Source organism: Amycolatopsis sp. NPDC004772 (assembly GCF_053601215.1).
In genome coordinates this window covers 1-26,368 of sequence record NZ_JBSGBK010000070.1, presented here as the reverse complement: position 1 = coordinate 26,368, position 26,368 = coordinate 1, and the positions used below count along the sequence as shown (strand labels likewise).

Sequence of the window (26,368 nt, the reverse complement as noted above, 5' to 3'; positions counted from 1 at the left end):
TGAGTGGTAAGGCGTGTTCTAACCCGCTTTACCACTCACGACCGCTGTCGCCCGTTCACCTACCATGGTCACCCCCGGTTTGGGGGTCGCGACACGACCTGCGTACACTGTCAAGTCGGCGCACTTATCGCGCCCGGATCCTGCGCGCTCGTGAATTCACGGTCTAGGGAGCCGGGCACCAGTGTGCCACGCAACACCCGACCCAGCACTAGTGCTCGAGTTGATCAAGTGTGGCGACAGACGATACCGACAGGGAAATGCGGAGGACATGGCGAAGAAAGACGGGGCCATCGAGGTCGAAGGCCGCGTAGTCGAGCCGCTCCCCAACGCGATGTTCCGCGTCGAGTTGGAGAACGGTCACAAGGTCCTGGCTCACATCAGCGGCAAGATGCGGCAGCACTACATCCGCATCCTGCCGGAGGACAGGGTTGTCGTGGAGCTTTCGCCCTACGACCTCTCTCGTGGTCGCATCGTCTACCGCTACAAGTGATCACGAAGAGCAGCTAACAAGCAGGAGCAGAAGACGTGAAGGTTCAGCCGAGCGTCAAGAAGATCTGCGACAAGTGCAAGGTGATCCGCCGTCACGGCCGGATCATGGTGATCTGCGAGAACCTGCGGCACAAGCAGCGGCAGGGCTGATCACAGCACTCGACCAGAGTGGATTGACGGCTACACAACCTCCCCGCACCTGCCGGGCCACGCGAGTGGTCCGGTTCACCCCCGGGCTTCAGGCCGGGGCTGGGACACCCGAGGCGCAAGCCGAGGGCACGACAGGCGAGTCGGTCCCGGAACCGGACGGGGAGCAGACCTGAAGAAGAAACCGAAGAAGGAGCATCAGCGCCAATGGCACGACTCGCTGGCGTAGACCTCCCCCGCGAAAAGCGGTTGGAGATCGCGCTTACCTACATCTACGGCATCGGCCGTACCCGCTCGAAGCAGCTCATCAAGGCTGCCGAGCTCAACGCGGACACCCGCGTCAAGGACCTCAGCGATGACGACCTCGCGAAGCTGCGTACGTACATCGAAGAGAACTTCAAGGTCGAGGGTGACCTTCGCCGTGAGGTGAACGCCGACATCCGTCGGAAGATCGAGATCGGGTGCTACGAGGGCCTTCGCTGGCGCCGCGGACTTCCCGTCCGTGGTCAGCGCACCAAGACGAACGCCCGCACCCGCAAGGGTCCGAAGAAGACGGTCGCCGGCAAGAAGAAGGCTGGCAAGAAGTGAGCGTCCAGGGCAAGAAGGTCGTGCAGATGGGTGGCGTTCAGCGCCGCGGCTCGGCTTGTGTCTCGCCCAAGGCGCTCTACGCCCGCCCGATGGCGCTCCGCAACCTGTACACCGACGCCGGTTCGATCATCCGGCGCGGCCAGGCCGAAGCGGTCGCCGCTCACCAAGAGAACGCGCGCTAACAGGAGAACCCTCAGAACATGCCACCGAAGTCTCGTACTGCGGCCGGGGCCAAGAAGGTCCGCCGCAAGGAAAAGAAGAATGTCGCGCACGGTCACGCGCACATCAAGAGCACCTTCAACAACACCATCGTCTCAATCACGGACCCGACCGGTGCCGTGATCGCGTGGGCGTCGAGTGGGCACGTGGGCTTCAAGGGCTCCCGCAAGTCCACCCCGTTCGCCGCGCAGATGGCCGCCGAGAACGCTGCCCGCAAGGCCGCCGAGCACGGCATGAAGAAGGTCGACGTCTTCGTGAAGGGCCCGGGTTCGGGCCGCGAGACGGCGATCCGCTCGCTGCAGGCGGCCGGCCTCGAGGTCGGCACCATCCAGGACGTGACCCCGCAGCCTCACAACGGCTGCCGCCCGCCCAAGCGGCGCCGGGTCTGAGGAACGGGGAGGAGTAAGAAGAAATGGCTCGTTACACCGGCCCCGCGACGCGTATTTCGCGTCGCCTCAAGGTTGACCTCATCGGCGGCGACCAGGCTTTCGAGCGTCGCCCCTACCCGCCGGGCCAGCACGGCCGCGGGCGCATCAAGGAGTCCGAGTACCTCCTGCAGTCGCAGGAGAAGCAGAAGGCTCGCTACACCTACGGCGTGCTCGAGCGCCAGTTCGTCCGGTACTACAAGGAAGCCGTCCGGCGTCCCGGCAAGACCGGTGAGAACCTGCTGCAGATCCTCGAGTCCCGCCTGGACAACGTGATCTACCGCGCCGGCATCGCCCGCACCCGCCGTCAGGCGCGTCAGCTGGTGAGCCACGGCCACTTCCTGGTCAACGGCCAGAAGGTGAACGTCCCGTCGTTCCAGGTCACCAAGTGGGACATCATCGACGTGCGGCCGAAGTCCATGGGCATGCTGCCGTTCGTGGCGGCGAAGGAGTCCTTCGGCGACCGCCCGATCCCGGCGTGGCTGCAGGTCGTCCAGTCCAACCTCCGCGTGCTGGTCCACCAGCTCCCGGAGCGTGCGCAGATCGACGTTCCGGTTCAGGAACAGCTGATCGTCGAGCTCTACTCGAAGTAGTCCGGCACCGTCGGACGCAGGGCGGCGGCGCCCACAGTGCGCCGCCGCCGCGCCATCCCTTCGACGTCATATGGCGGGCGTCGTCTGGAAAGGAACTAGGAAGAAATGCTGATTTCCCAGCGGCCGGCTCTCGGCGAAGAGACGGTCAACGAGACCCGCTCCCGGTTCACCATCGAACCGCTGGAGCCCGGCTTCGGCTACACGCTCGGCAACTCGCTGCGGCGCACGCTGCTGTCGTCCATCCCGGGCGCGGCCGTGACGAGCATCCGCATCGACGGCGTGCTGCACGAATTCACCACCGTTCCCGGGGTGAAGGAAGACGTCACCGACATCATCCTGAACCTCAAGGAGCTCGTGGTGTCCTCGGAAGAGGACGAGCCGGTCACCATGTACCTGCGCAAGCAGGGCCCGGGTGAGGTCACGGCGGCCGACATCGTGCCGCCGGCGGGTGTCACCGTGCACAACCCGGATCTGCACATCGCGTCGCTGAACGGCAAGGGCAAGCTCGAGATCGAGCTCGTCGTCGAGCGCGGCCGCGGTTACGTTCCGGCCCTGCAGAACAAGCAGGCGGGCGCGGAGATCGGCCGGATCCCGGTCGACTCGATCTACTCGCCGGTGCTCAAGGTGACCTACAAGGTCGAGGCCACCCGTGTCGAGCAGCGCACCGACTTCGACAAGCTGATCCTGGACGTCGAGACCAAGCCGTCGATCACGCCGCGCGACGCGGTCGCGTCGGCCGGCAAGACGCTGGTGGAGCTGTTCGGTCTCGCCCGCGAGCTGAACGTCGACGCCGAGGGCATCGAGATCGGCCCGTCGCCGCAGGAGGCGGACACCATCGCCGCCTACGCGATGCCGATCGAGGACCTGGACCTCACCGTCCGGTCGTACAACTGCCTCAAGCGCGAGGGCATCCACACGGTGGGCGAGCTCGTCTCGCGCAGCGAGGCGGACCTGCTCGACATCCGCAACTTCGGCGCCAAGTCGATCGACGAGGTCAAGCTCAAGCTCGTCGGTCTCGGCCTCGCGCTGAAGGACAGCCCGCCCGGGTTCGACCCGACCGCGGCGGCCGCCAGCTACGACGGCGAAGGCTGGTCGGAGGGTGTCGGTGGCATCGCCGACGGGATTTCGGACGGCCACGACGATGGCCAGGACTACGCAGAGACCGAGCAGCTCTGAGGCTCTGTGCCCGGACGCTGTGAGCTGAACTAGGAGAACCAATGCCCACCCCTACCAAGGGAGCCCGGCTCGGCGGGTCGTCCGCGCACGAGCGGCTGATCCTGGCCAACTTGGCCACGCAGCTGTTCGAGCACGGCAAGATCACGACCACCGAGGCGAAGGCCCGCCGGGTCCGCCCGCTGGCCGAGAAGCTGATCACCAAGGCGAAGCGGGGCGACCTGCACAACCGTCGTCAGGTGCAGAAGGTCGTCCGTGACAAGGACGTCCTGCACAAGCTGTTCGCCGAGATCGGTCCGCACTTCGCGGAGCGTGCGGGTGGCTACACCCGGATCACCAAGACGATGCCGCGCAAGGGCGACAACGCCGCCATGGCCGTCATCGAGCTGGTGGCCGAGAAGACGGTGACTTCGGAAGCCGAGCGCGCTCGCAAGACGAAGTTCGCGAAGGACGAGAAGGCCGCCGCCCCGGCTGCTGCCGAGGAGACCTCGACCGAAGAGACCACCGAGGCGCCCGCCGCCGAGGAGGCCAAGGCTGAGGACACCGCCGCGGAGACCGAGGCTCCGGCTTCGGACGACGCGGATGCCAAGAAGGACTGACGTCCTGACGGCCGCTTCGACACCGGACGAGCCCGCCACTCCCCCCGGGGAGGGCGGGCTCGTTCGTCTGCGCCTGGACGTCTCCTACGACGGCACGGACTTCTCGGGCTGGGCCCGCCAGCCGGGCCGCCGCACGGTCCAGGGCCTCTTGGAGGAGGCGCTGCAGAAGCAGCCGCCGGGGGCGTCGGTGCCGAAGTCCGTCGTCGTGGCGGGCCGCACGGACGCCGGTGTGCACGCGACGGGCCAGGTGGTGCACGTCGACGTGGTGCCCCTCTCGTCGCCTTCGGGCCGGATCCCGGTGTCCCCGGAAGGCATCCCGGACCTGACGCGCATGACAGGCCGCTGGAACCGCCTGCTGCCGGGCGACGTGCGCGTGCTGGGCGCCCGGGTCGCTCCCGAGGGTTTCGACGCCCGGTTCTCGGCGATCCGCCGGCACTACCGCTACCGGGTCTCGGACGCGCCGTGGGGCGTGGACCCGCTGCGCCGTCACGACACGCTGGCCTGGAACCGTCCACTGTCGACGGACGCGATGAACGCGGCGGCGACGGACCTGCTGGGCCTGCACGACTTCGCGGCGTACTGCAAGCAGCGCGACACGGGCACGACGATCCGCGAGCTACAGCGCCTGGAGTGGGCGCGGGTCGACGACCACCTGCTGGAAGTCCGCGTCTCGGCGGACGCGTTCTGCCACTCGATGGTCCGCAGCCTGGTCGGCGTGCTCCTCCTGGTCGGCGACGGCCGCCGCACCGACGCGTGGCCGTCGAAGGTCCTGGAGAGCGGCATCCGCGACAGCGCGGTCGCCCCGGCCCACGGCTTGACGCTGCTGGGCGTCGACTACCCGCCGGACGACGAGCTGGCCGCCCGCGCCGAGCAGACCCGCAACATCCGCACGTCCCCGGCCCCTCGTGAGTGGTAAGGAGGGTTAGAACCCTCCTTACCACTCACGACAGCCGGGGCCGAGGTCAGTCGCCGCGGCGGACCGGGCCGAGGAGCTGCTGTTCCTTGCCCGTCGTGACCAGCCTCAGCGGCCGCCAGAGGTTGCGGCCGAGGGCCACCACCTGGTCGTCCTTCAACGTCGTCAGCTGGCGCATCATCTGGGGCGGCAGGCGCCAGATGCGGGCCGCCAGCTCGGCTTGGCCGGCCGGGAGGCGCTGCATCAGCACCAGGTCCGCCGCGTTGGCCGTCGCGCCCGCCTGCGGGTGCAGGTACGGGAGCACGTAGACCGTCGTCTGCCAGGGCGAGCGAGGCGGGAACAGGTCCTGCGGTGTCGGGCCGCCGTCGGTCACCACCAGCAGCGGGGCGTCCTCCGACGGCCGCGGCAGCTCGACCGGGGACAGCCGGCGGATCTGCACCAGCGGAGACGGCCGTCCGTCGCGGCTGCCCGCCGCGCGGGACAGGACCTGCCACTCCGTCGGGCGACCGGTCGCGACCACGACCCACGCCCCGACCGCCATCGCCCGCATGGCCACCTGGCGGGCCAGGTACAGCCCGCCCACCAGCACGATCCGGGTGGGCGTCGAGCGCAGCGCCGAGATGGTCAGCGGCTCGCCCTTGAGGCCGGAGCCGAGGACGATGCCGCCGCGGTCGCCCGAGGGGCTGATCGCGTCGAGCAGCGCGGGGTCCACCGTGAACTCCGGTGCCACGCCGCCGTTCTGCCCGGCGTCACGGACGCGCGAACTCATGCTGTGCCTCCGATCGGCAACGTCGCGGCGAGCGCGGACACCTGCAGCCCGCGCAGCGGCGTCAGGTCCACCCCGAGCCGTTCGGACAGGTTCTGCAGCCGCTGGTCGGCGGCGTCGAGCTCACGCGGGTTCCGCGCGCTCAGCCGGACCACGCCGCGCAGGCCGATCTTGCCCTCGTCGGACGCCGGGGAGATCGACATCGCCAGCGTCGCCGACAGCGCGCGGACGCTCGTCAGCGCGTTGAGGCTGCTGGTGACCTTGCCCTTCGGCCAGCCGGTGATGGCGTAGCTCGCGTGCCCGATGCCGGCCGCGGTCACGCCGGACCAGCGTTCCTGCAGCGTCACCTTGGTGGGCGAACCGGCGACGGAGGTCAGCTCCGCGGCCGAGATGCTCGCCCGCAGCAGCTCGTCCGGGTCGAGCGGCCGCGTCGGCACGCCCTGCGACTCCAGCGCGTTGCGCACCCGCGAGAGCGCGCCGATCAGCGCGCGGTGGGCGCCGACGACGCCGCCGCCGCGTTCCCGGATCGCCGCCGGGCACCGCCGCGGGTCGAGCCGGATCGCCACCCACGTCGTCCGCCGGGCCGCCGCAGGCAGCGGGCCCAGGACCTCCATGTAGGAGCTCAGCGCCGGCGAGTCCGACGGCAGCGCGGCGCTGCCCGGGTAGCAGTGCCAGATCATCTGGATCGAGTCGAGGACCACCCCGCGGTCCTCGAGGCAGGGCGCCAGCGCCGACAGCGGCAGGCTCGGCGCGCCGTCGGCCTGGGTGATCAGCGCCGGGGCCGGCTCGACGAGCAGCACCGCCGTCCACGTGCCGTCGTTCCAGGCGAGCCCGACCTGCTGCCGTTCGTGGTCGACGCCGTGCGCGACGACGAGGTCCGGCACGGCGATGCGCAGCAGGTTCACGCGCGCGTCGTCGGGGCCGGTGACCGTGGTCTCCTCGGCGGTCATGGCTTCGACGGTGCTCGGCGGCAGCGGCTCGGCGACCCGGTCGTGCGAACGGAAGGTGTAGCGCAGCGTCAGGCCGACCCACTGGGTGAACCAGCGGCCGCGCCAGCGCAGCAGCGCGACGATGAGGGCGAAGCCGACGATGCCGACGCCGACCCACTTCAGCTTCATGTCGATGGCGAGCAGCACCAGGCCGATCGCGAGGCCGACTTCGAGCACGACGAGGTTGGCCACGGGCAGCGGGCCGAGGGTGACGCCGGCGGACCGCCGCCGCGCCGGCGGAGCCACCCGGGCCGGGCCGGGCGGGGGAGTGGCGGGACCGCTGTCGTCGGGCCCCTGCGGGCCACCGGGACCGCCGCCGGGGCCGCCGGGTCCACCGCCGCCGGGACCGCCGGGACCGCCAGGACCTCCGCCACCGGGACCACCCGGGCCGCCGGGACCGCCGCCGCCGGGACCACCAGGACCACCGCCGCCGGGACCACCGGGACCACCGCCGCCACCCGGGCCACTACCGCCGGGACCGCCAGGACCGCCGCCACCAGGTCCACCGGGCCCACTCGGGCCACCGGGGCCGCCAGGGCCGCCCGGACGTCCGCCGGGGCCACCCGGGCCGGGACCGGGGCCGCCGGGACCGCGCGGAGGCAGTCCGGGGCCACCAGGTACGCCGCCGGGTCCGCCCGGGCCACCGGGCACCCCGCCGGGGCCGCCGGGAACGCCACCGGGTCCACCGGGACCGCCCGGTCTGCCCGGCCGCGGCGGCGGGCCCGGCGGACGGCCACCGGGCGGCGGGGGCCCGGGCGGGCCAGGCGGACGTGGAGGAGTGGTGACGGACATCCGCGCTTTCTCTTCCCCTCGTGCTTGCTGCGTACCCGGAAGCCGGGTCCCGGGGTGCCCGACACTAGCTTGAGTTGGTAGAAACCCCACACCAGACGGTCCCCGTACGGCTATCCTGCGGAACCGTACCGCGACGGGGAGAGCTGTAGGTCGAGAATGCCATCAACACCCACGACTAAGTCTCAGGTCCAGGCGTATCAGTTCGTCCTGCGGCGGATGCAGTCGGCGCTGGTCCGGCGGGATGCCGTGATGCTGCACGACCCGATGCGCACCCACACGCGGGCCACGATCGTGGGGGTGGTGCTGGGCGCGCTCGGCATGATCGTCTTCGTCGTCTGGGGCCTGCTCAGCCCGGCGCCGTCGGTGCCCGAGGCCGGGAACATCGTGATCGGCGAGCAGTCCGGCACGGTCTACGTCGTGACGGGCAACCCGAAGAAGCTGATCCCGACGTTCAACCTCGCGTCGGCCCGGCTTCTCCTGCTGGCCCAGCAGAAGTCACCGGGCGCGGGGGCGGGCGGCGCGACCGCGGCTCCCGCTCCGGCTCCGGCGAGCCCGGCGAGTGTGAAGAATCCCACGGTCGTTTCCGACGAGCAGCTGAAGGACATTCCGCGCGACAAACTGACCGGAATTCCGGACGGTCCGCAGCTGATCCCGACGGATTCCCAGCGAATTTCCGCGAATTGGGCCGTGTGCGACCAGGTTCAGCTCGACACGTCGCTGCCGAACCCCGACACGGGCCGCACCAACACCTACGTTTTCGGCGGGATCGCGCCGAGCGGCCTCGGCACCGAGCTGGGCGAGAACGAGGCGCTGCTGGCGAAGGCCGACAACGGGAAGACCTACCTCGTCTACCGGCTGCCGAGCTCCCGGAACCGGCCGAACGCCAACACCGTGCGCGCCGAGATCGACGTCGACAACCCGAACGACGCCGTCCGGACGGCGCTGCAGCTGCCGCCGTCGCCGCGGAAGATCACGCAGGGCCTGCTCAACGCGATCCCCGAGGTCGCGAAGCTGTCGCCGCCGAAGATCCCGAGCGGCCAGGCCCCGGCGGACTTCGACGGCCTGACCTCGGGCGACGTCTTCGCCACGCAGCAGGCCGGCCAGCGTGAGCTGAACTACTGGGCGATCACGCCGACCGGCATCCAGCGGGTGTCCAACGCCGTCGCCGACATCATCCGCGTCGCGAAGAACGGCAGCTCCAGCAGCATCCAGACGCTGGGCCTGGACAAGCTCGCCGGCGTGAAGACCCTGCAGCCGAACGACCCGGACTACATCCCGGTCGACGACTTCCCGCGTTCGGTGCCGACGATCCTTGACGCGACGAAGAACTCCTCGGTCGCGTGCCTGGGCTGGTCGCTGGTCGGCTCCGGCCCGGACCAGGACGGCCACACCTCGGTGTACGTCGACACGCAGCTGCCCGGCCAGAAGAGCACCGGCGAGAAGTTCACCCCGATGGCCGTGACGACGCCGGGCCCGAACCGGGTGCCGCTCAACGGCTTCTACCTCAAGCCCGGGTTCGCCGCGGTCGTCCAGTCCGCCACCGGCAAGGCCAGCTTCGGCAAGGGCGCGATCCAGCTGATCTCCGACCGGGGCGTCCGCTACAGCGTCCCGGACGCGCAGACCGCGGACGCGATCGGCCTGAACAACCGGCAGCCCGCGCCCGAGTCGATCATCGGGCTGCTGCCGACCGGGGCGTCGCTGAACACCCAGGACGTGCTGCGGCAGTTCGACGCGGTGCCGATCGACCCGAACGCCGGCGCGTTCCCCACGACCCAGCAGCCGGCGAACTGAGCGGAACCGCCGGGCCGCGGCGGACGTCCCACGCTCGAAGGTCCTTTTCGCGAGCGGAGGTGCCGTGGCCGGCTTGAAGATGGACGGCGTCGTCGTCGCCCGGTACGCCGAGACGGCCGAGGCCGCCGCGGACGACCTGGACGCGGCGGCGGCCGAGGTCGGCGGCGACGTCACCGGGGAGTCCTACGGGACGCTGGGGGCGCAGATCGGCGTCGGGGAGTCGTACGGCCGCGCGGCGGGGGCGTTGCGGCGTCAGCTGGCCGACGGAGCCGAGGCGCTGCGCTCGGCCGCGGAGGCGCTGCGGCAGGTGACGGTCCGCCACGGCGGCCAGGACGCCGAAGCCGCGGAGCTGATCAAGCGGGCCGGAAGGCTCGACGGATGACGTTCGCCGAGCCGGAGGCGTCCACGGACTCCATCCCGCACCCGCTCGCGAAGCGGGCCGCCGCCCCGGTGGTCACCGCGCCCGCGGTCGCGTTCGCCCCGGACGCGGACGGCGCCGGGATTGCCGCCACCGCCGAGCCCTACCTGGCCTACCTCACCGAGGTGTCCGGCCGGCTCGGGCTGATCGACCCGGTGGAAACGTACTTCCGCCCGCTGCTCGGCCGCTGGGGCGACCTCGGCGCCGAAGCCGGCCGCTTGCGCGCGGCCGCCGCGGCGGCGGCCGAGGTGTCCGCCCGCCTCGAAGACCACCTGGGCCGGCTCGACGCCGGCTGGGAGGGCCGAGACGCCGACGCGTTCGTCGGGTACATCCGGGAGATCGGCGCCGCGGGCGGCGACCTCCGCGAGGCGCTCACGACGCTCGCGGACGCCCTCGACGACCTGGTGACCACCCTGCGCCACCTGGTCGTCGACCTCGCCGATGTTTTGGTCGGCGCAGCGGACCTGATCTCCGAGACGATGATGCTGCCCAGCGGCGGCACCAAGCGCGCCCGGGCACAGCTGACGGAGACCCAGGACGCGGCGAAGGCGCTGTACGAGACGGCGCGAGACGTCCTGGAGGCGTTCGACCGGTTGTGCAACGGCATCGACGACCCCGACGCGGCCACGCGCAGCATCGAGATCGCACACCGCTACCCGGAGGAGCGCTTCCGCCTGCACGAGCCGGAACCCACCACCCCCGCCCCACCTCCGGCCGAGCCCAACTCCGACTCCGAACCCAACTCCGACTCCGACGCGGTCACGACACCGTCGTCGGCGAGCGGCGATCCGGCGGAGCCGAAGCACACCGGCGCCGGCACGCCGGACGCGGCCCAGCCCGTGGAGCCGGCACCCCAGCCGGCCCCGGACAGCGCCGCGAGCCACAGCGCGTCCGGGATGCCGATGATGCCGATGATGGGCTTCGGCGCGTTCGGCGGAGGCGGTGGCGGCGGCCGCCGCCAGTCGAAGACCCGCCCGACGACGAAGCCGTCGGAGCTGCTGGGCGAGCCCGATCTGGTGGCCCCGCCGGTGATCGGCGAGGACGAAAACCCCCAGCCGAAGAAGCCCCCGGCCCCGCCCGCGAAGTGACGGAACCGGCATCACGCGTGCCCGGTCGAGCACGGGTATCGCCGGACTACTCGGGGCGGTTGCGGCGGATCGTGCGCATCACGAACAGGGTGATCAGCAACGCCACCAGGCCGCCGCCCGTTCCGGCGAGCGCCACGATCACCGGGGTCGGGCTGCGGTCGTTGGCCGGCGGGAGCTGGGCCATCTGCGGGCCCGGGATCGGCGCCGGGTTCCCCACTTCCGACGGCAGGCTCTGGGTCAGCGCCGCCACCGGGTCGATGACGCCGTAGCCGACGAAGTTGTCGCGGCCGCCCGGTGCCGCCGGGTGCTGGGCCGTCTCCTTGATCCGGTTGATGATGCCCTTCGCGTCCAGCTGCGGGTACTTGGCCTTGACCAGGGCCGCGAGCCCGGCGACGTACGGCGCCGCGAAGCTCGTCCCCTGGATCGGGCTGGCCTTGTCGCCGTTCTCGAACGTGAGGTTCGCCAAGCCGTCGGAGCCTTCGGCGGGGTCGAGCGACATGATCTGCGTCCCTGGCGCCGCTACGCCGACCCACGGGCCGTGCACGCTGAACGGGGCCACGCTGCCGGTCTCGTCGATCGCCCCGACGGACAGCACGTCGTCGGCGAACCACGGCGGCGTCACGATCGTATTCGGCTTCCGCGCGTCCGGCTGGTCGTTCTGCGGGCAGGTGTCCGTCGCGTTGCCCGCGGCGGCGATGATCACGACACCCCGCTGCGCGGCGAAGTGGGCAGCGGCCTGGACCTGCTGCTCGCCTTCGGTGATCGAGCCGGTGGCCGGGCGGCAGTTGTCGACCGACATGTTGATGATGTCGGCTTCGTTGCGCTCGGCGATGCCGCGGATGATTTCGGCCAGCGTCTTCAACGTCCCCGCGGTGCCGGCCTTCTCCAGCTGGCGCCCGCCGTTGGTCTGTCCCGGAGACGTCCGGTCGCCTTCGCCGCTGCCGCCCCCGCCGCCCGGCGGCGGGCTGGTGCTCGACGACGGCGGCGGCGTGCCCCCGCTGCTGCTCGCCGGCGGGGTCGGGGTCGAGGTGTCGGGCTCGTAGTTCTCGCTCAGCTGGCGGTAGGACACGATCGTCGCGTCCGGGGCGACCCCGATGAACCCGACCTCCGGGTTGTCGGGCTTGCCCGCGATGATGCCGGCGACCTCGGTGCCGTGGCCGTCGCAGTCTTCGAGGCCCTCGGGCTTCCCGTCCGGCTTCGCGACGTAGTCGCCGCCGGACTTGACCCGGTTCTGGAACCACGGGTGCTGGGTCACGCCGGTGTCGACGACCGCCACCCGCACGGTGCCCCCGGCGCTGCCGGTGGCCGCTTTGACGATCTCCTGCGCCTTGCCGATCTGCAGGTAGTCCTGGCCCCACGGCCGGTTCTTCAGCACGATGTCCCGGCCGAGCGTGCTGCGCTGGACGCAGGCCTTCGACTTCTTGTACTTCTTGTCCGGCTGCCGGGAATCCGGGATCAGCTTGCTGTCGTCGACCGGCGGCGGCGTCGCGAAGTAGCCGTCGGCCGGGGCGGCCTGGGCGTGGGCCGGCACCGCGCCCGCGACCGTGGCCAGAACGCCGATCGTGCCGGCGAGCAGGGCCGTCGTGGTGCGCCGGGCCGAGCCCAGGGGGCGTCCTGCTGACATCCGAGATTCACCCGACCCGGTCACTTGAAGTTCAGGTGCCGCAGGGTGGTGTAGAGGTCCATCACACCGAGGGCTAGGGGCAGCACGGAGGCGATGCAGATCGCTTCGATGATCTCCACCGTGCGCCGCAGCGGCGGCGAGAACCGCTGGTTCGGGAAGATCACGCCGACGACGAGCGCGCCCGCGGCGAGCAGGATCAGCAGGCCGAAGACGTAGAGCAGGCGGTTCTGGGCGCTCGCCGAGACCAGCCAGCCGACGGCGATCCCGGTGGCCGAGACCAGGCCCGTGGTGAGCAGGGCGATCGCCTGGCTGCCGTTGGCGTACGCGCGGGCGCGCAGCAGCAGCACGAGCGTCGCGACGACGCCGAGGATGATCCCGAACGCGCCGGGCGCGGTCGCCGCGATGATCGCCGAGACGGCCACCGTGGCACCGCAGCCGACCATCAGGCCGGTCATGTAGTTGTGCGCGATCGCCGTGCGACGCTCGATCGCCCGGTAGTCGGGGAAGCCGGAGTCTTCCTTCAGCTCTTCGGCGTTGCTCGGCACGTGCGGCAGCGGCAGCTTCGCGAGCCAGATGGTGGCGCGCGGGAGGATCGAGATGCAGGCGAGGGCGACCGCGACGGTGCCGGCCGCGATCCCGGGCGCCGGGTGCGCGACGAGCGTGCCGAACAGGAAGGCCAGCGCGCCGAACGTGCCCGCGGTGGCCGCGGCGATGAACGTCGTGATGCCGGCGCCGATGACCATGATGCACACCGAGGCGACGATGATCACCAGGACCGCGCCGAGCAGCAGGTTCGCCCGCAGCGACAGCCCGGGCACGATGTAGAAGCCGCTGACGAAGGCCAGCGGCAGCCCGCCCGCCGCGGCGATCAGCACGCCGGTGGGTTCGGCCTGGTAGCCCTTGGCGAGCGTGGCGCCGACCGCGACGCAGGCGATGGCGCCGATGCCGCCGGCGATGGCCGCGCCCAGCGCGCTGCCGCCGTAGAAGGAGCCGCTCATGAACAGCGCGACGGCGGCGGCGAACAGCGCCAGCCCGCCCGCGACGTGCCCGAACCGGTTCGCGGTTTCCTTGGTCCAGGGGCGGAAGCTGTCGGGGGAGGACTCGGCGATGGCGTCGACGACGTCGTCGTACAGCGGCGGCGGCGGGTTTTCGTTGCGCTTGCGCAGCTGGAGCAGCTCACCGTCGACGACGCCGAGCGAGGCCAGCGTGCGGCTCGGGTCGAGCGGGGCGTCCCCGAGCTTCGCCAGCGCCCAGCCGCCGTGGCGGGCCCCGCCGTCGGGCGCGGTTTCCTTGGCCATGTCCAGCAGCATCGGCAGCAGATCGGCCACCGCGACGTCGGCGGGCAGCGCCACGTCGATCCGGGTGGACGGTGCGACGACCGTCACCCTGCTGAAAACTGTCGTGCCCGTAGCCACTGCACTGCCCCCGCTCTGATGAGACGTCTCCCGGGGGAACTTATACCGAAGCCGCCCGCGGGCATCATCGAACGTCCGAAATTCACCGGCTGCCGCAGCTCAGGGCCGCCGAACCGCCATTACTGTCGGTGCCGGGCCGTACACTGTCCTCACGACGATCGGGCAGCGTTCCCGGGCGGTTCCGGCATCCGGCGGAATTCCACGAGGGCGTTCGATAGGTTGGTCGCGCACCGACGCGGTGGCCGCCATCGTCGAGTTTGAATGAGGGGTCCTTCGATGAGCACGCTGCAGTTCAAGAAGTCGCCGCGGCTGGCCGCACCGCGGCCGCCGGGCGGTGAGGTGCACCTCGAGCCGCCGCCCGAGGTACCCCGGGTGATCCCCGGGAACATCGTGATGAAGGCGCTTCCGGTCGTCATGATCGTCGCGTCGCTCGGGATGATGGTCTTCATGTTCCAGGCCAGCAACCGGAACCCGATGATGATGGCCATGGGCGGCATGATGGTCGTCGGGACGCTCGGGATGATGGCCGGCGGTGGCGGCAAGGGCGGCGGCGCCAAGCGCGCGGAGATGGACGAGGACCGCAAGGACTACCTGCGTTACCTGGGCCAGATGCGTGACCGCGCCCGCGAGGCCATGGTCGACCAGCGCGCCGCCCTGGAATGGGTGCACCCGGACCCGCAGTCGCTGTGGTCGCTGGCCGCCAGCCGCCGGATGTGGGAACGCCGGCAGAACGACCAGGACTTCCTGCACCTGCGCGTCGGGCGCAGTTCACACCGGCTCGCCACGCGGCTGGTCCCGCCCCAGACCGGCCCCGTCGACGAGCTGGAACCGATCGCCACCCTCGCGCTGCGCCGGTTCGTGCGCGCGCACTCGATCGTGCCGGACCTGCCGACCCAGATCACCCTCCGCGGGTTCGCCGCGGTCAGCATGCAGGGCGACCGCGCGCTGACCCGGGGCCTCACCCGCGCCATGCTCGCGCAGCTCGTTTCCTTCCACAGCCCCGACGACGTGCTGATCGCGGTCGCCACCGCGGGTCGCGCGAAGGAGGAGTGGGAGTGGGCGAAGTGGCTGCCGCACGTCCAGCACCCCACGCTGTCCGACGGCATCGGCCAGCTCCGCATGATGGCCGGCTCGCTGGCCCAGATCGAAGACTGGCTCGACGAAGAACTGCGTGACCGCCAGCGCTTCTCCCGCAACGCCACGCCGGCGCCGGACCAGCCGCACGTCGTGATCATCATCGACGACGCCGAGGTCACCCGCGAAGAGCAGATCGTCCTGGAAGAGGGCCTGGTCGGCGTCACGCTGATCGACCTGTCCGACTCCCTCGGCAACCTCGCCGCCCGCCGCGGCCTCCGGCTGGTCGTCGAGCCCGAGAGGCTGGGCGCGCGCAGCGCCGGCGGTGTCGAGTGGTTCGGCCGCCCGGACACCCTCAGCCTGGTCGAGACCGAGTCGCTGGCCCGGCTCATCTCGCCGTACCGCGTCGGCGGCGCCGCGGGCCAGGACGTCGGCGACGAAGAGCCGCTGCTGTCCAACCCGTCGCTGCTGGAGCTGCTCGGCATCCCCGGCGACCCGATGACCTTCGACGTCCAGCAGGCGTGGCGGCCGCGGCCGATCCGCGACCGCTACCGCGTCCCGTTCGGCGTCGGCGAGTACGGCCAGCCGGTCGAGCTGGACATCAAGGAAGCCGCCGCCGAGGGCATGGGGCCGCACGGCCTCTGCATCGGCGCCACCGGTTCCGGCAAGTCGGAGTTCCTCCGCACGCTGGTGCTGGGCCTGCTGGCGACGCACTCGTCGAGCACGCTGAACTTCGTCCTCGTCGACTTCAAGGGTGGCGCGACGTTCCTCGGCCTCGACAAGGCCCCGCACGTCTCCGCGGTCATCACCAACCTCGCGGACGAGGTCACCCTGGTCGACCGCATGAAGGACGCGCTGGCCGGCGAGATGAACCGGCGGCAGGAAGCGCTGAAGAACGGCGGCAACTTCAAGAACGTCTGGGAATACGAGAAGGCGCGTGAAAACGGCGCGGACCTCGACCCGCTGCCTGCCCTCTTCATCGTCTGCGACGAGTTCTCCGAGCTGCTGAGCGCGAAGCCGGACTTCATCGACCTGTTCGTCGCCATCGGCCGGCTGGGCCGGTCGCTGCAGATGCACATGCTGCTCGCCTCGCAGCGCCTCGAAGAGGGCAAGCTGCGCGGTCTCGACTCGCACCTGTCGTACCGGATCGGCCTCAAGACGTTCTCGGCGGCGGAATCCCGCGCCGCGATCGGCGTGCCGGACGCGTTCGAGCTGCCGTCGGTCCCCGGTGGTGGCTACCTCAAGTACGACACCTCGACGCTGGTGCGGTTCAAGGCGTCCTACGTCTCGGGCCCGTACCGGCCGGCCGGTCTCAAGGTGGCCGGCCCCGCGGCGACCGTGGTCCGCGCGGACAAGCGGCCGCAGCTGTTCGTCCCGGACTTCGTCGAGCTGCCGAAGGAGCCGGAGCCGCAGCAGATCGAGGCGCCGGTCCAGCAGCAGCCGCAGTCCGAAGAGGCGGTCGAACCCAGCGAGCTCGACGTCATCGTCTCGCGCCTGGTGGGCCAGGGCCCGCCGGCGCACGAGGTGTGGCTGCCGCCGCTGAAGGACCCGAACTCGCTCGACACGCTGCTGCCCAACCTGAACCCGACCGACGACCGCGGCCTCTCCCCGGTGGGCTACTTCGGCAACGGGCGGCTGCAGGTGCCGCTGGGCATCATCGACCGGCCGTACGAGCAGCGGCGTGACCCGCTGTGGGCGGACTTCGCCGGTGCGGCGGGGCACGGCGTGATCGTCGGCGGCCCGCAGACCGGCAAGTCGACCATGCTGCGGACGCTGATCATGTCGATGGCGCTGACGCACACCCCGGAGGAAGCGCAGTTCTACTGCCTCGACCTCGGTGGTGGCACCCTGGCCGGTCTGGCCGACCTGCCGCACGTCGGCGGGGTCGCGGTGGCCCGGCGCGAGCCGGACAAGGCCCGCCGGATCGTGGCCGAGCTGACCACCCTGCTCACCGAGCGGGAAGGCCGGTTCGGGGCGATGGGCATCGACTCGATGACCGAGTTCCGCAACCGCAAGCGCCGCGGCGAGATCCGGCCGGACCAGGACCCGTTCGGCGACGCGTTCCTGGTCGTCGACAACTGGCGGGCCCTGCGCGACGACTTCGAAGAGCTCGAAACCACGATCACCCGGCTCGCCACCCAGGGTCTGTCCTACGGCGTGCACGTCGTCATCGCCGCCAACCGGTGGGCCGACATCCGCCCGGCGATCAAGGACATGCTGGGCACCCGGTTCGAGCTGCGCCTCGGTGACCCGACCGAGTCCGACATCGACCGGCGCGTCGCGGTGAACATCCCGGCCGGGCGGCCGGGCCGCGGCTTGACCCGCGAGAAGCTGCACATGCTGGGCGGCCTCCCGCGGATCGACGGCTCCAGCGACCCGGAGACGATCGCGGCCGGCGTGGCCGACGCGGTGGCGAAGATCAAGGGCGCCTGGCGCGGCCGGGCCGCCCCGCAGGTCCGCCTGCTGCCGGAGCTGATCACCTACGAAGAGGTGCTCAAGCTCGACTCCGCACGGGACTCGAAGCTGATCCCGATCGGCGTCAACGAAGAGGACCTGCAGCCGATCTACATCGACTTCAACGCCGAGCCGCACTTCTACGCCTTCGCGGACGGCGAGTCGGGCAAGACGAACCTGCTGCGGCAGATCGCCCGGGGCATCTCGGAGCGCTACACCGCCAAGGAAGCGCTGATCCTGCTGGTCGACTACCGGCGCACGATGCTCGGCTTCATCCAGGGCGACTCGCTCCTCGGGTACGCGGTCTCGTCCGCGCAGCTGGAGAGCATGGTCGGCGACGTCTTCAACTCGATGACCCGCCGCCTCCCGGGCCCGGACGTCACGCAGGAGCAGCTGAAGACGCGGTCCTGGTGGAAGGGCCCGGAGCTGTTCATCCTCGTCGACGACTACGACCTGGTGGCCACGTCGACGAACAACCCGCTGCGGAAGATCTCCGACTTCCTGCCGCAGGCCAAGGACGTCGGCCTGCACCTGGTCGTGGTGCGGCGCACCGGTGGCGCGTCGAAGGCGATGTACGACCCGATCATCGGCAAGCTCAAGGAGATCGCGGCCCCGGGCATGGTGATGAACGGCTCGCGCGACGAAGGTGCGCTGGTCGGCAACATCAAGCCGAGCGCGATGCCGCCGGGCCGGGGCAACCTGCTGACCCGGAAGAACGGCAAGCAGCTCATCCAGGTGTCGTGGATCCAGCCCGACTGACGACGGCGGCCGGACGCGCTCCCGGCGGGGTGGGTAGGTTCCTCCCCGGGTGCGCGTCCCGGTGGGGCGCAAGGAAGCCCGAACACGATTGCGGGAGCTGCTGGTGACGGTCCGGGTTGCGGTGGACTTCGGGACATCGAGCACCTGCGTCGTCGCCTCGGTGAACGGGCGCGAGCCGCAGGTCGTGGTGATCGACGGCCAGCCGCTGATGTCCTCGGCCGTGTACGCGGCGGCCGACGGCACGCTGTTCGTCGGCCAGGAGGCCGAGCGGCAGGCGGCGGTCGACCCGTCGCGGTACGAGCCGAACCCGAAGCGGCGGATCGACGAGGGCGAGCTGCTGCTCGGCGAGAACGTGCTGCGGGTGACCGACGTCGTGCACGCCGTGCTGGGGCGCGCGGTGTCCGAAGCGCGCCGCCTGGCCGGGGACGCCGAAGTCGACCTGCTCGTGCTGACCCACCCCGCGGACTGGGGTGCCATCCGCACCCGGCTGCTGCGGCAGGCCGCCGGCGGGCTGGCGCGCGAGGTCGCGCTGGTGCCGGAGCCCGTCGCGGCGGCGGTGTACCACGCGGCGACGTTCGCGCCGCAGGACGTGACCAACGACCGCACCGTCGAGTTCAGCGGGCGCCCCGGCGACGCGCTCGCGGTGCTGGACCTCGGCGGCGGCACGGTCGACGTCAGCGTGGTGCGGCGGCTGCCGGAGACCGCGCGGGACCGGGCCGGCCGCCCGCAGCGCGGCGGTTTCCAGGTGCTCGCCACCCGGGGTGACCCCAGCTTCGGTGGCGCCGACATCGACCAGGCCCTGCTCGAACACGTCGGTTCGCTGGTCTCCGCGGCGGATCCGGACGCCTGGCGCGAGCTCGTCGAAGGCCGTGAGCTGGCCGACCGGCGCCGTCGCCGCGTGCTGCGCCAGGACGTGCGGGGCGCGAAGGAGACGTTGTCGCGGCACGCTTACACCGACGTGCCGATGCCGCCGCCGTTCGCCGACGCGCACGTCACGCGCGAAGACCTCGAGCGGCTGATCGCGGCCCCGCTGGGCCGGGCCGTCGAGCTGACGGTCGCCGCGATCGGCGACGCCGGCCTGCGGCCGAAGCAGCTCACGGCGATCTTCCTGGTCGGCGGGTCGAGCCGGATCCCGATGATCTCCCGGCTGGTGCACGAACGCACCGGCGTCGTGCCGACGAGCCTCGACCAGCCCGAGACGGTCGTCGCGCGCGGCGCGCTGCGGGCGGTCCTGGTGGACCCGGACCGCACCGGCGCGCTGCCCGGCGAAGCGATGGCCCGGCTGGGCGCGGTTCCGGGCGCGAACCTCGGCCCGGCGGCGCAGCGCACGGAGGTCGTCCGCCCCGGCGACGTCGCCCCGCGCCCGGGTGACGGAAGCCAGCGCCCGGGTGACGTCGGTTTCCGCCCGGGCGACGGAGGCCAGCGCCCGGGGGACGGCGGCCAGCGCCCGGGGGACGGAAGCCAGCGCCCGGCACCGCCGCGCACCCCGGTCGCCGCGCCGGGCCCGCCCGGGCCGGCCGGGTTCCCGAACCGCGCGGCCCCGCCGTCGCCGCCCCACGGGCAGCCGGTGGCCCGGCCGTGGACGCCGCCCGCCCGGCCGAACCCGCCGGGGCCCGCCACCGGCCCGCGGCCCGCCCCCGAACCGGAGGCGAAGAACCGCCGGAAGCTGTGGGGGGCCGTCGCGGTGGTCGTCGTCGCCGCGCTCGTCGTCGCCGGGATCTTCGTGTTCAAGGGCTCCGGGGACCAGACGGAGAGCGGCCGGACGCTTTCGCAGTACGACTTCAGGTTCGTCGCCCCGGAGGACTGGGTCCAGACCGACGACCGGGTCGCCGAGAAGCAGGTCGTGATCCACCCGCAGGAGTCCCGGGACGGCAACGACCTCGTGGTCGCGCAGGAGTACGTCATGGACTACGACGCGACGGCGGACCGGCAGAAGCTCGTCGACGAGCTCCGGCAGCTCGCCGAACGGGCGCCGGAACGCTGGAGCGCGTACAACCCGGACCTGTCCTACGCCGGCAAGACCGTGATCGGCTACCACGAGACCAAGCCGGACCGGTCCGATCTCCAGGTCGACTGGTACGTCGTGGCGAAGGGCCGGATCCGCGTCCACGTCGGCTGCCAGTACGCCACCGCCCCGCTGCGCGAGCGGGTCGCCGCCGCGTGCGCGCAAGCCGTGCGCACGGCGGAAATCCTGAACTGAGAGGAGGGCGCGCGGTGCCGTCCGCGGAATTCGAAAGCGCCGCCGCGTCCTTCAAGCGCCTCGGCCAGGACGCGGTGACGCATTCGCGGCGGGTCGCCGGGAACGCGCTCGCCCGCAGCCGGCGGCAGCACAGCGAGAACGCCGAACTGCTGAAGCAGAGCGGGCGCGGCCCGAAGTCCGGCGACCCGACCCCGGGAACGCTGCGCGCGGCCGCCGAACGGTTCCGCCGCGCGCGGGGGCTCACGGTTCCCGCGGTTCCCGATCCGGTTCCTTCGCGTTCGCAATCCCAGTCGCGAGCCCCTCGATCGGGTGACGACGACGAAGACTTTTCCCAGATGCGAATCATGCAGCGCGACCGGTGAAACTCGCGCCGCCGTTGCTGTGCGCGTGCTAATCCCGCTGGTGGAGAACGCATTGCCGGGTGATGTGTCACCGGTTCGAGGTGGTTCCCGGACACCCGCGGCGATCGGTTCCCCCGGCGGGCGTTAACGCAAGCAACTACTTCGGGGCAAAGCACGACAAGGGGGAACCGGACGTGGCAGTGTCTGCGTCGTAGGGCCGTACGAACGAACAAGCTTGGTACGGACAACCACCACTCTTTATGAAGGGGGTACCGGTATGAGCGCCGGACAGGGATTCCAAGGGACAGTTGCTCAGTTCACCGAGGCCGAGGGACGCGTCACCGAGGTCCGGGCCCAGATGGACCAGAACCTCTCGACGCTGCGCGACCGCATCGAGGCGACCCGCGCCGGGTGGCAGGGTGAGGCGAAGAAGGCTTTCGACCACGTGATGCTGCGCTTCGACGAGGACGCCCGCGGCATGGCGCAGGCCCTGCAGCGCATCGGTGAGCTGCTCCGCGAGGCCGGCTCCAAGTACGAGCGTTCCGAGCAGCAGCAGCAGGAGATCCTCGGCGCCGTCAACCGCGGCTTCGACGCTCTCGGCTGAGCACCTCCCGAATCCTTTCTCGACCACCCGAAATCTTCAGCTCAAAAGGAGTAAGTCATGCCTGATGGCGCCGGCATTGTCGTCAATTACGCCACCATCCGCGCTGCCGCGGACGACTGCACGCAGACGGGCGGCGAGCTGCAGTCCGCGTTCGACCGCCTCAAGGACGACCTGCGTCCGCTGACCACCACCTGGACCGGTTCCGCGAAGGAGCAGTACGACGCTGCCCAGCGCACCTGGGACCAGAAGTTCGAGGACCTGAAGCAGGTTCTGGCGCAGATCGCCGCCGCCCTGCCGCAGATCGCCGACGGCTACCAGACGACGGACAACGCCGTCGAAGGCCTGTTCTGAGCCGGTAGCCCCGGAAACCACGGCGGGCCCGCACTCCGGTGCGGGGCCCGCCGTTTTCTGTTGTACGGCAATGCGAATTCAGTGGGGAGCGCCGACCTCGTACTCGGGCCGGTCGTTGAGCACCCGCACCGTCACCTTCTTCGGCTGCCCGCCGATGGTCACCGTGCAGTCGAACGTCGTGCCGTTCCGGGCGGCTTCGTTCGCCGGGCACTGCGCGTCCTTCACGTCCGGCTCGCCGTAGTTCTCGTTCAGGACCTTGACCACACCGTCCTGAAGGGACTGTTGCTCCAGCACGTCCCCGCGGAACGCGCCCAGCAGCCACGCCGCACCGCCGCCGGCCGCGAGCACCAGGACCGCGGCCACCGCGATCAGCGCCGGCTTCTTCGACTTCGGCTTCTTCGCCGACTCGGCCGGGAACGCGCCCAGACCGCCGTACTGCGCCGGCTGGAACCCGCCGCCGTACTGCGGCTGCCCGTGGCCCGGCGTCGGCGTCGGCTGGGACGGCGTCGGCTGGGACGGCGGCTGCCACGGCCCGCTCGGCGGCCCCGGCTGCCACGGCCCGGAGAACGAACCCGACGGCTGTCCCGGGTTCCACGCACCGGTGTAGGCGCCCGAAGCGCCGGGGTCGGCGTTCTGCTGCCACTGCCCGGCGTGCGGACCGGTCGCCTGCTGCTCGGGCTGCCACGCGCCCGGCTGCGGGGCGGCGCCGGAAGCCGGCGGCTGCCACCACTGCGGCTGCTGCGGGTCGGGCGGCTGGGACGGTGGTGTCATCGGGAATCACCTCGGGTCGTGGTCACGCCTCAGCTGCCCTGCGCTTCGCCGAGCCGGCGGTAGAAGTCGTCCATCGCCGCCCGGTCGGGCAGCACCGTGATCTGGCTCGCGTCCGGCAGCTTCGGCATGTCCTGCTGGCTCGCCTTGCCGGTGAACCGGAACTCGTACTTGAGCTCGAGCTGGTGGCCGTCGCCGGAGAACTTGGCCTCCATCACGAAGGAGACCAGGCTGCCGTCGGGGTTCAGCGTGATCGTCGCCGGGACCGCGGCCTTCTTCAGCTCCGGCCCGATCTTGTCCGTCAGGCTCGGCGGCAGGATCTCGACCTTGTTCTTGACGAAGATCTCGAACGGCACGTTGACGGTCAGCGCGGTCTTGCCGTCGCCGAGGCTCTTCGCCCCGCGGACCGCCCGCTTGTCGGCCTGGTAGGCCTGCACGGTCGAATCCGCCATCCGGCACGGCGTCAGCACGCCGCCCCAGACGCACGGGAGGACCAGGCCGCCCTCCGGCTTCGGCATCGACACCCACGCCGTCGGCGAGACGCCCTTCTGCACGTACATCGGGCCGAGGTAGGTGTACTCGACCGTGCCGTCCGCGGGCGTGTACGTGTCGATGATCTCGTCCGGGTTCTTCTGCGACCGGTGCCGCACCGCCCGGCTCTCCGGGCTGCCGGTGCGCGCCGACGTCACCGTGCTGTGGATCCACTTGTCGTCGAACTTGAAGTAGGCGTCCAGCGAGTTGGTGACGTCGCGCGAGTCGGTGATGGTGTCGCCGAGCTTGCCGATGACCTGCTCGAACTTGGCGCCGACGTAGTCCGCCGCGTCGTCGCCCTTCGGCAGCGCCGTGCCCGCCTTCGCCGTGCCGCAGGCGCTGACCAGGGCCAGCAGGGCACCCAGGACGAAGATCGCCGTCGGTCGTTTGCTCATACCGTCCCCTGCTCAGCCGTGTCGCCCGGATGGCCCCATCCTCGCGTGTCGCGGTGGCGCGTGCAGGCGCTTCGGCGGGAAAAATCCGGTAGGGTCCCCGCTGCGCCCGGGCCGCTCGGAGCCTAATATGGGCGCTTCCACCACCCCCGATGCGCGGGTGCGGTGACCGTGGGGGTATCTTCATATGTCGTTGTGCGCTGCGGCGCGTAAGCGCTAGGCCCGCACAGAACCCACACGCAATGTTGACGACGAGGTAGACCCTTGCCCACGTACAGCCCCAAGCCCGGCGACGTCACTCGTGCCTGGCACGTGATCGACGCCGAGGATGTCGTGCTCGGACGGCTGGCGACCGAGGTCGCCACGCTGCTGCGCGGCAAGCACAAGCCGACCTACGCCCCGCACGTGGACACCGGTGACTTCGTCATCATCGTCAACGCCGAGAAGGTCGCGCTCACCGGTAACAAGCGCGAGCAGAAGTTCGCGTACCGGCACAGCGGTTACCCGGGCGGTCTGCGGAGGCGCTCGTTCGGCGAGCTGCTGGACACCAAGCCCGAGCACCTTGTCGAGAAGGTCGTCAAGGGCATGCTGCCGAAGAACAAGCTCGGCCGCGCCCAGGCGAAGAAGCTGAAGGTGTACGCCGGCCCGCAGCACCCGCACGCCGCGCAGCAGCCGCAGGCGCGCGAGATCACCAAGATCGCGCAGGTCGCGCAGTGAGTGAGGAACAGTCTGTGACCAGCACCGAGACCGAGGCCCCCGAGGTCGTCGAGACCACCGAGGCGACCGAGACCGGCGCCGTCGCGACCAGCGAGACCCCCGCCGCGCCGCGCCCGTCGCGGGCCGCCGGCGGCAACGCCCAGACCGTCGGCCGCCGCAAGGAAGCCGTCGTCCGCGTGCGGGTCGTCCCGGGCACCGGTGAGTTCAAGCTCAACGGCCGCACCCTCGAGGAGTACTTCCCGAACAAGGTGCACCAGCAGCTCATCAAGGAGCCGCTGGTCACGGTCGAGAAGCCGGACTCCTTCGACATCTTCGCCAACCTCAAGGGCGGCGGCGTCTCCGGTCAGGCCGGCGCGCTGCGCCTGGCGATCGCCCGCGCGCTCGTCGAGGTCGACGCCGACGACCGCCCGGCCCTCAAGAAGGCCGGCTTCCTGACCCGTGACGCGCGCGCCACGGAGCGGAAGAAGTACGGCCTCAAGAAGGCCCGCAAGGCCCCGCAGTACAGCAAGCGCTGATCGCGCCCCTGGCGCAACCCACCGGAGCGCCCATCCGTCCATCGGATGGGCGCTCCGGCGTTTTTCCCGGGTCGTGTGTCGTTTCCGGAACGCCGAGCGACATCACCGGGGTGGGGGAACGCGGTCCGTCAGGGTCGCTAGGTTGTCGTGGTGGTCGCGTGGTCGTGACCGTTTTGAGGAGGTCGATCGATGGCACGCCTGTTCGGTACCGACGGGGTCCGTGGCCTGGCCAACGCCGAGCTGACGCCGGAGCTGGCCATGGCGCTGGCGGCCAGTGCCGCCCGGGTGCTCGCCGCGCACGACCGCTCGCACCGGCCGGTCGCGGTCGTCGGCCGTGACCCGCGCGCCAGCGGCGAGATGCTGGAAGCCGCGGTCGTGGCGGGCCTCACGTCCGCCGGGGCCGACGTGCGCCGCGTCGGGGTGCTGCCCACGCCGGCCGTCGCCTACCTGGTCGGCGCGCTCGAAGCCGATCTCGGCGTGATGATCTCCGCGTCGCACAACCCGATGCCCGACAACGGCATCAAGCTCTTCGCCGCGGGCGGGCACAAGCTCCCCGACGGCATCGAGGACGAGATCGAAGCCGGCCTCGCGGACGGCAAGGTCCGCCCGACCGGCGCCGGTGTGGGCCGCGTCACCGACGTCGAGGACGCCCTCGACCGCTACGCCGCCCACCTGGTCGACGCGACGCCGCACCCGCTCGCCGGGCTGAAGGTCGTCGTCGACTGCGCGAACGGGGCGTCGTCGGCGGCCGCGCCCGAGATCTACCGCCGGGCGGGTGCCGAGGTCGTCGCGCTGTTCGCCGAGCCGGACGGCGTCAACATCAACGAGCACTGCGGCTCCAACCACCCGGAGAACCTGCGCAAGGCCGTCGTCGAGCACGGCGCCGACCTCGGCATCGCCCACGACGGCGACGCCGACCGCTGCGTGGCCGTCGACTCCGCCGGCGAGCTGGTGGACGGCGACCAGATCATGGCGGTCCTGGCGCTGGCGCTGGCCGAGGCGGGCGAGCTGACCAAGGACACGCTGGTCGCGACCGTGATGAGCAACCTCGGCCTGCACCTGGCCATGAAGGCCCACAGCATCAACGTCGTGACGACCGCGGTCGGCGACCGGTACGTCCTCGAGGAGCTGCGCGCGAGCGGCTTCGCGCTCGGCGGCGAGCAGTCCGGCCACGTCGTGCTCCCGGCCCACGCCACCACCGGCGACGGCCTGCTGACCGCGCTGCGCCTGATGAGCCGGATGGCCGAGACGGGCAAGTCCCTGGCCGACCTGGCCGCGGTGATGAACCGGCTGCCGCAGGTGCTGGTCAACGTCCCGGTGGCCGACAAGGCCGCGGTCGCCGACTCCTCCGAGGTCCGCACGGCCGTCGGCGAGGTCGAGGCCGAACTGGGCGAGGAGGGCCGGGTGCTGCTGCGCCCGTCCGGCACCGAGCAGCTGGTCCGCGTGATGGTCGAGGCCCCGGCGGTCGCCACCGCCCAGGCCGCGGCCGACCGCCTGGCCGGCGTCGTCTCAGCCGTTTCCTGACCCCCTCGTGAGTGGTAAGGCGGGTTCTAACCCGCCTTACCACACAACAAAAACAGGGCCGGAGCCCAACCCGGGGACAACCGGGGGGGGGTGAAGGGGGAGGGGCCCA

Annotated in this window: 27 protein-coding genes; 20 read left to right on the top strand and 7 right to left on the bottom strand. The window is 71.3% G+C overall.

The genetic code is table 11. From position 1 onward, the window contains the following. Positions 1-268 precede the first annotated feature (268 nt). The 9 genes from infA to truA all read left to right on the top strand — a co-directional run bounded on the left by infA (position 269) and on the right by truA (position 5,149). Complete coding sequence (gene infA, locus ACWEF6_RS31850) at positions 269-490, top strand: translation initiation factor IF-1 (RefSeq protein ID WP_004558881.1); 222 nt, start codon at positions 269-271, stop codon at positions 488-490. Between the two features lie 35 nt (positions 491-525). Next, positions 526-639 carry a 50S ribosomal protein L36 gene (rpmJ, locus tag ACWEF6_RS31845; protein ID WP_004558882.1) on the top strand — a complete coding sequence of 38 codons (114 nt, stop codon included), beginning with the start codon at positions 526-528 and terminating at the stop codon, positions 637-639. Positions 640-843: 204 nt separating this feature from the next. Beyond that, a complete protein-coding gene (gene rpsM, locus ACWEF6_RS31840) occupies positions 844-1,224 on the top strand; it encodes a 30S ribosomal protein S13 (RefSeq protein WP_004558883.1) in 381 nt (126 codons plus the stop codon). Continuing rightward, positions 1,221-1,406, top strand: a complete 186-nt coding sequence (locus ACWEF6_RS31835) for a hypothetical protein (protein WP_013222623.1) — start codon at positions 1,221-1,223, stop codon at positions 1,404-1,406. Before rpsM ends, ACWEF6_RS31835 begins: the two co-directional genes overlap by 4 nt. Before the next feature lie 18 nt (positions 1,407-1,424). Continuing rightward, a complete protein-coding gene (gene rpsK / locus ACWEF6_RS31830; protein WP_004558885.1) occupies positions 1,425-1,832 on the top strand; it encodes a 30S ribosomal protein S11 in 408 nt (135 codons plus the stop codon). A 23-nt stretch (positions 1,833-1,855) separates the two neighbouring features. Next, positions 1,856-2,461: a 30S ribosomal protein S4 gene (gene rpsD, locus ACWEF6_RS31825; RefSeq protein WP_043781959.1), complete on the top strand. Its 606-nt coding sequence runs from the start codon at positions 1,856-1,858 to the stop codon at positions 2,459-2,461. A 105-nt stretch (positions 2,462-2,566) separates the two neighbouring features. Beyond that, positions 2,567-3,637, top strand: a complete 1,071-nt coding sequence (locus ACWEF6_RS31820) for a DNA-directed RNA polymerase subunit alpha (protein WP_004558887.1) — start codon at positions 2,567-2,569, stop codon at positions 3,635-3,637. Between the two features lie 41 nt (positions 3,638-3,678). Continuing rightward, on the top strand, positions 3,679-4,233 hold the full coding sequence (gene rplQ, locus ACWEF6_RS31815; protein WP_310967669.1) for a 50S ribosomal protein L17: 555 nt from the start codon (positions 3,679-3,681) through the stop codon (positions 4,231-4,233). Further along, positions 4,217-5,149, top strand: a complete 933-nt coding sequence (truA, locus tag ACWEF6_RS31810) for a tRNA pseudouridine(38-40) synthase TruA (protein WP_449686326.1) — start codon at positions 4,217-4,219, stop codon at positions 5,147-5,149. The genes rplQ and truA overlap by 17 nt, the downstream gene beginning before the upstream one ends. A gap of 46 nt (positions 5,150-5,195) precedes the next feature. Here truA and ACWEF6_RS31805 read toward each other — a convergent pair whose 3' ends face one another. The 3 genes from ACWEF6_RS31805 to ACWEF6_RS31795 are packed head-to-tail and all read right to left on the bottom strand — an operon-like array spanning position 5,196 to position 7,578. Further along, the gene (locus tag ACWEF6_RS31805) at positions 5,196-5,915 is read right to left on the bottom strand and encodes a hypothetical protein (protein WP_449686325.1); all 720 of its coding nucleotides are present in this window, start codon (positions 5,913-5,915) and stop codon (positions 5,196-5,198) included. Then, positions 5,912-7,093: a type VII secretion protein EccE gene (gene eccE, locus ACWEF6_RS31800; RefSeq protein WP_449686324.1), complete on the bottom strand. Its 1,182-nt coding sequence runs from the start codon at positions 7,091-7,093 to the stop codon at positions 5,912-5,914. Before eccE ends, ACWEF6_RS31805 begins: the two co-directional genes overlap by 4 nt. Further along, positions 7,027-7,578, bottom strand: a complete 552-nt coding sequence (locus ACWEF6_RS31795; protein ID WP_449686323.1) for a hypothetical protein — start codon at positions 7,576-7,578, stop codon at positions 7,027-7,029. The genes eccE and ACWEF6_RS31795 overlap by 67 nt, the downstream gene beginning before the upstream one ends. Positions 7,579-7,849: 271 nt before the next feature. Here ACWEF6_RS31795 and eccB point away from each other — a divergent pair, with 271 nt between their 5' ends. The 3 genes from eccB to ACWEF6_RS31780 all read left to right on the top strand — a co-directional run bounded on the left by eccB (position 7,850) and on the right by ACWEF6_RS31780 (position 10,990). Next, positions 7,850-9,484 (top strand): type VII secretion protein EccB, encoded by a 1,635-nt coding sequence (gene eccB / locus ACWEF6_RS31790; protein WP_449686322.1) that lies wholly within the window; start codon positions 7,850-7,852, stop codon positions 9,482-9,484. A 64-nt stretch (positions 9,485-9,548) separates the two neighbouring features. After that, positions 9,549-9,866 (top strand): hypothetical protein, encoded by a 318-nt coding sequence (locus ACWEF6_RS31785; protein ID WP_449686321.1) that lies wholly within the window; start codon positions 9,549-9,551, stop codon positions 9,864-9,866. Continuing rightward, positions 9,863-10,990 carry a WXG100 family type VII secretion target gene (locus tag ACWEF6_RS31780; protein ID WP_449686320.1) on the top strand — a complete coding sequence of 376 codons (1,128 nt, stop codon included), beginning with the start codon at positions 9,863-9,865 and terminating at the stop codon, positions 10,988-10,990. Before ACWEF6_RS31785 ends, ACWEF6_RS31780 begins: the two co-directional genes overlap by 4 nt. Positions 10,991-11,036: 46 nt before the next feature. Here the strand turns inward: ACWEF6_RS31780 and mycP are convergent, their stop codons facing one another. Then, positions 11,037-12,614 (bottom strand): type VII secretion-associated serine protease mycosin, encoded by a 1,578-nt coding sequence (gene mycP / locus ACWEF6_RS31775; protein ID WP_449686319.1) that lies wholly within the window; start codon positions 12,612-12,614, stop codon positions 11,037-11,039. Between the two features lie 20 nt (positions 12,615-12,634). Continuing rightward, positions 12,635-13,999 carry a type VII secretion integral membrane protein EccD gene (gene eccD / locus ACWEF6_RS31770; RefSeq protein WP_449686318.1) on the bottom strand — a complete coding sequence of 455 codons (1,365 nt, stop codon included), beginning with the start codon at positions 13,997-13,999 and terminating at the stop codon, positions 12,635-12,637. 306 nt (positions 14,000-14,305) lie between these two features. Between eccD and eccCa the strand changes: the two genes are divergently transcribed. From eccCa to ACWEF6_RS31745, 5 genes are all read left to right on the top strand, one after another. Next, positions 14,306-18,316, top strand: coding sequence for a type VII secretion protein EccCa (gene eccCa / locus ACWEF6_RS31765; RefSeq protein ID WP_449686317.1), 4,011 nt, complete (start codon positions 14,306-14,308; stop codon positions 18,314-18,316). 103 nt (positions 18,317-18,419) lie between these two features. Next, complete coding sequence (locus ACWEF6_RS31760; RefSeq protein WP_449686335.1) at positions 18,420-20,516, top strand: type VII secretion-associated protein; 2,097 nt, start codon at positions 18,420-18,422, stop codon at positions 20,514-20,516. A gap of 14 nt (positions 20,517-20,530) precedes the next feature. Then, entirely contained in the window at positions 20,531-20,878 is a 348-nt protein-coding gene (locus ACWEF6_RS31755; RefSeq protein WP_449686316.1) for a hypothetical protein, read from the top strand. Positions 20,879-21,134: 256 nt separating this feature from the next. Beyond that, positions 21,135-21,461, top strand: a complete 327-nt coding sequence (locus tag ACWEF6_RS31750; RefSeq protein ID WP_449686315.1) for a WXG100 family type VII secretion target — start codon at positions 21,135-21,137, stop codon at positions 21,459-21,461. Positions 21,462-21,518: 57 nt separating this feature from the next. Next, on the top strand, positions 21,519-21,812 hold the full coding sequence (locus ACWEF6_RS31745) for a WXG100 family type VII secretion target (protein ID WP_449686314.1): 294 nt from the start codon (positions 21,519-21,521) through the stop codon (positions 21,810-21,812). 78 nt (positions 21,813-21,890) lie between these two features. On the opposite strand, the gene ACWEF6_RS31740 is transcribed toward ACWEF6_RS31745, so the two are convergent. Together ACWEF6_RS31740 and ACWEF6_RS31735 are read right to left on the bottom strand one after the other, a co-directional pair. Then, a complete protein-coding gene (locus ACWEF6_RS31740) occupies positions 21,891-22,583 on the bottom strand; it encodes a DUF4333 domain-containing protein (RefSeq protein ID WP_449686313.1) in 693 nt (230 codons plus the stop codon). Between the two features lie 29 nt (positions 22,584-22,612). After that, on the bottom strand, positions 22,613-23,506 hold the full coding sequence (locus ACWEF6_RS31735) for a hypothetical protein (RefSeq protein ID WP_449686312.1): 894 nt from the start codon (positions 23,504-23,506) through the stop codon (positions 22,613-22,615). 261 nt (positions 23,507-23,767) lie between these two features. Here ACWEF6_RS31735 and rplM point away from each other — a divergent pair, with 261 nt between their 5' ends. The 3 genes from rplM to glmM all read left to right on the top strand — a co-directional run bounded on the left by rplM (position 23,768) and on the right by glmM (position 26,259). Next, positions 23,768-24,220 (top strand): 50S ribosomal protein L13, encoded by a 453-nt coding sequence (rplM, locus tag ACWEF6_RS31730; RefSeq protein WP_449686311.1) that lies wholly within the window; start codon positions 23,768-23,770, stop codon positions 24,218-24,220. Positions 24,221-24,234: 14 nt separating this feature from the next. After that, on the top strand, positions 24,235-24,735 hold the full coding sequence (gene rpsI, locus ACWEF6_RS31725) for a 30S ribosomal protein S9 (protein WP_310967646.1): 501 nt from the start codon (positions 24,235-24,237) through the stop codon (positions 24,733-24,735). Positions 24,736-24,924: 189 nt separating this feature from the next. Next, positions 24,925-26,259: a phosphoglucosamine mutase gene (gene glmM, locus ACWEF6_RS31720; protein ID WP_449686310.1), complete on the top strand. Its 1,335-nt coding sequence runs from the start codon at positions 24,925-24,927 to the stop codon at positions 26,257-26,259. The last annotated feature ends 109 nt before the right edge of the window (positions 26,260-26,368 follow it).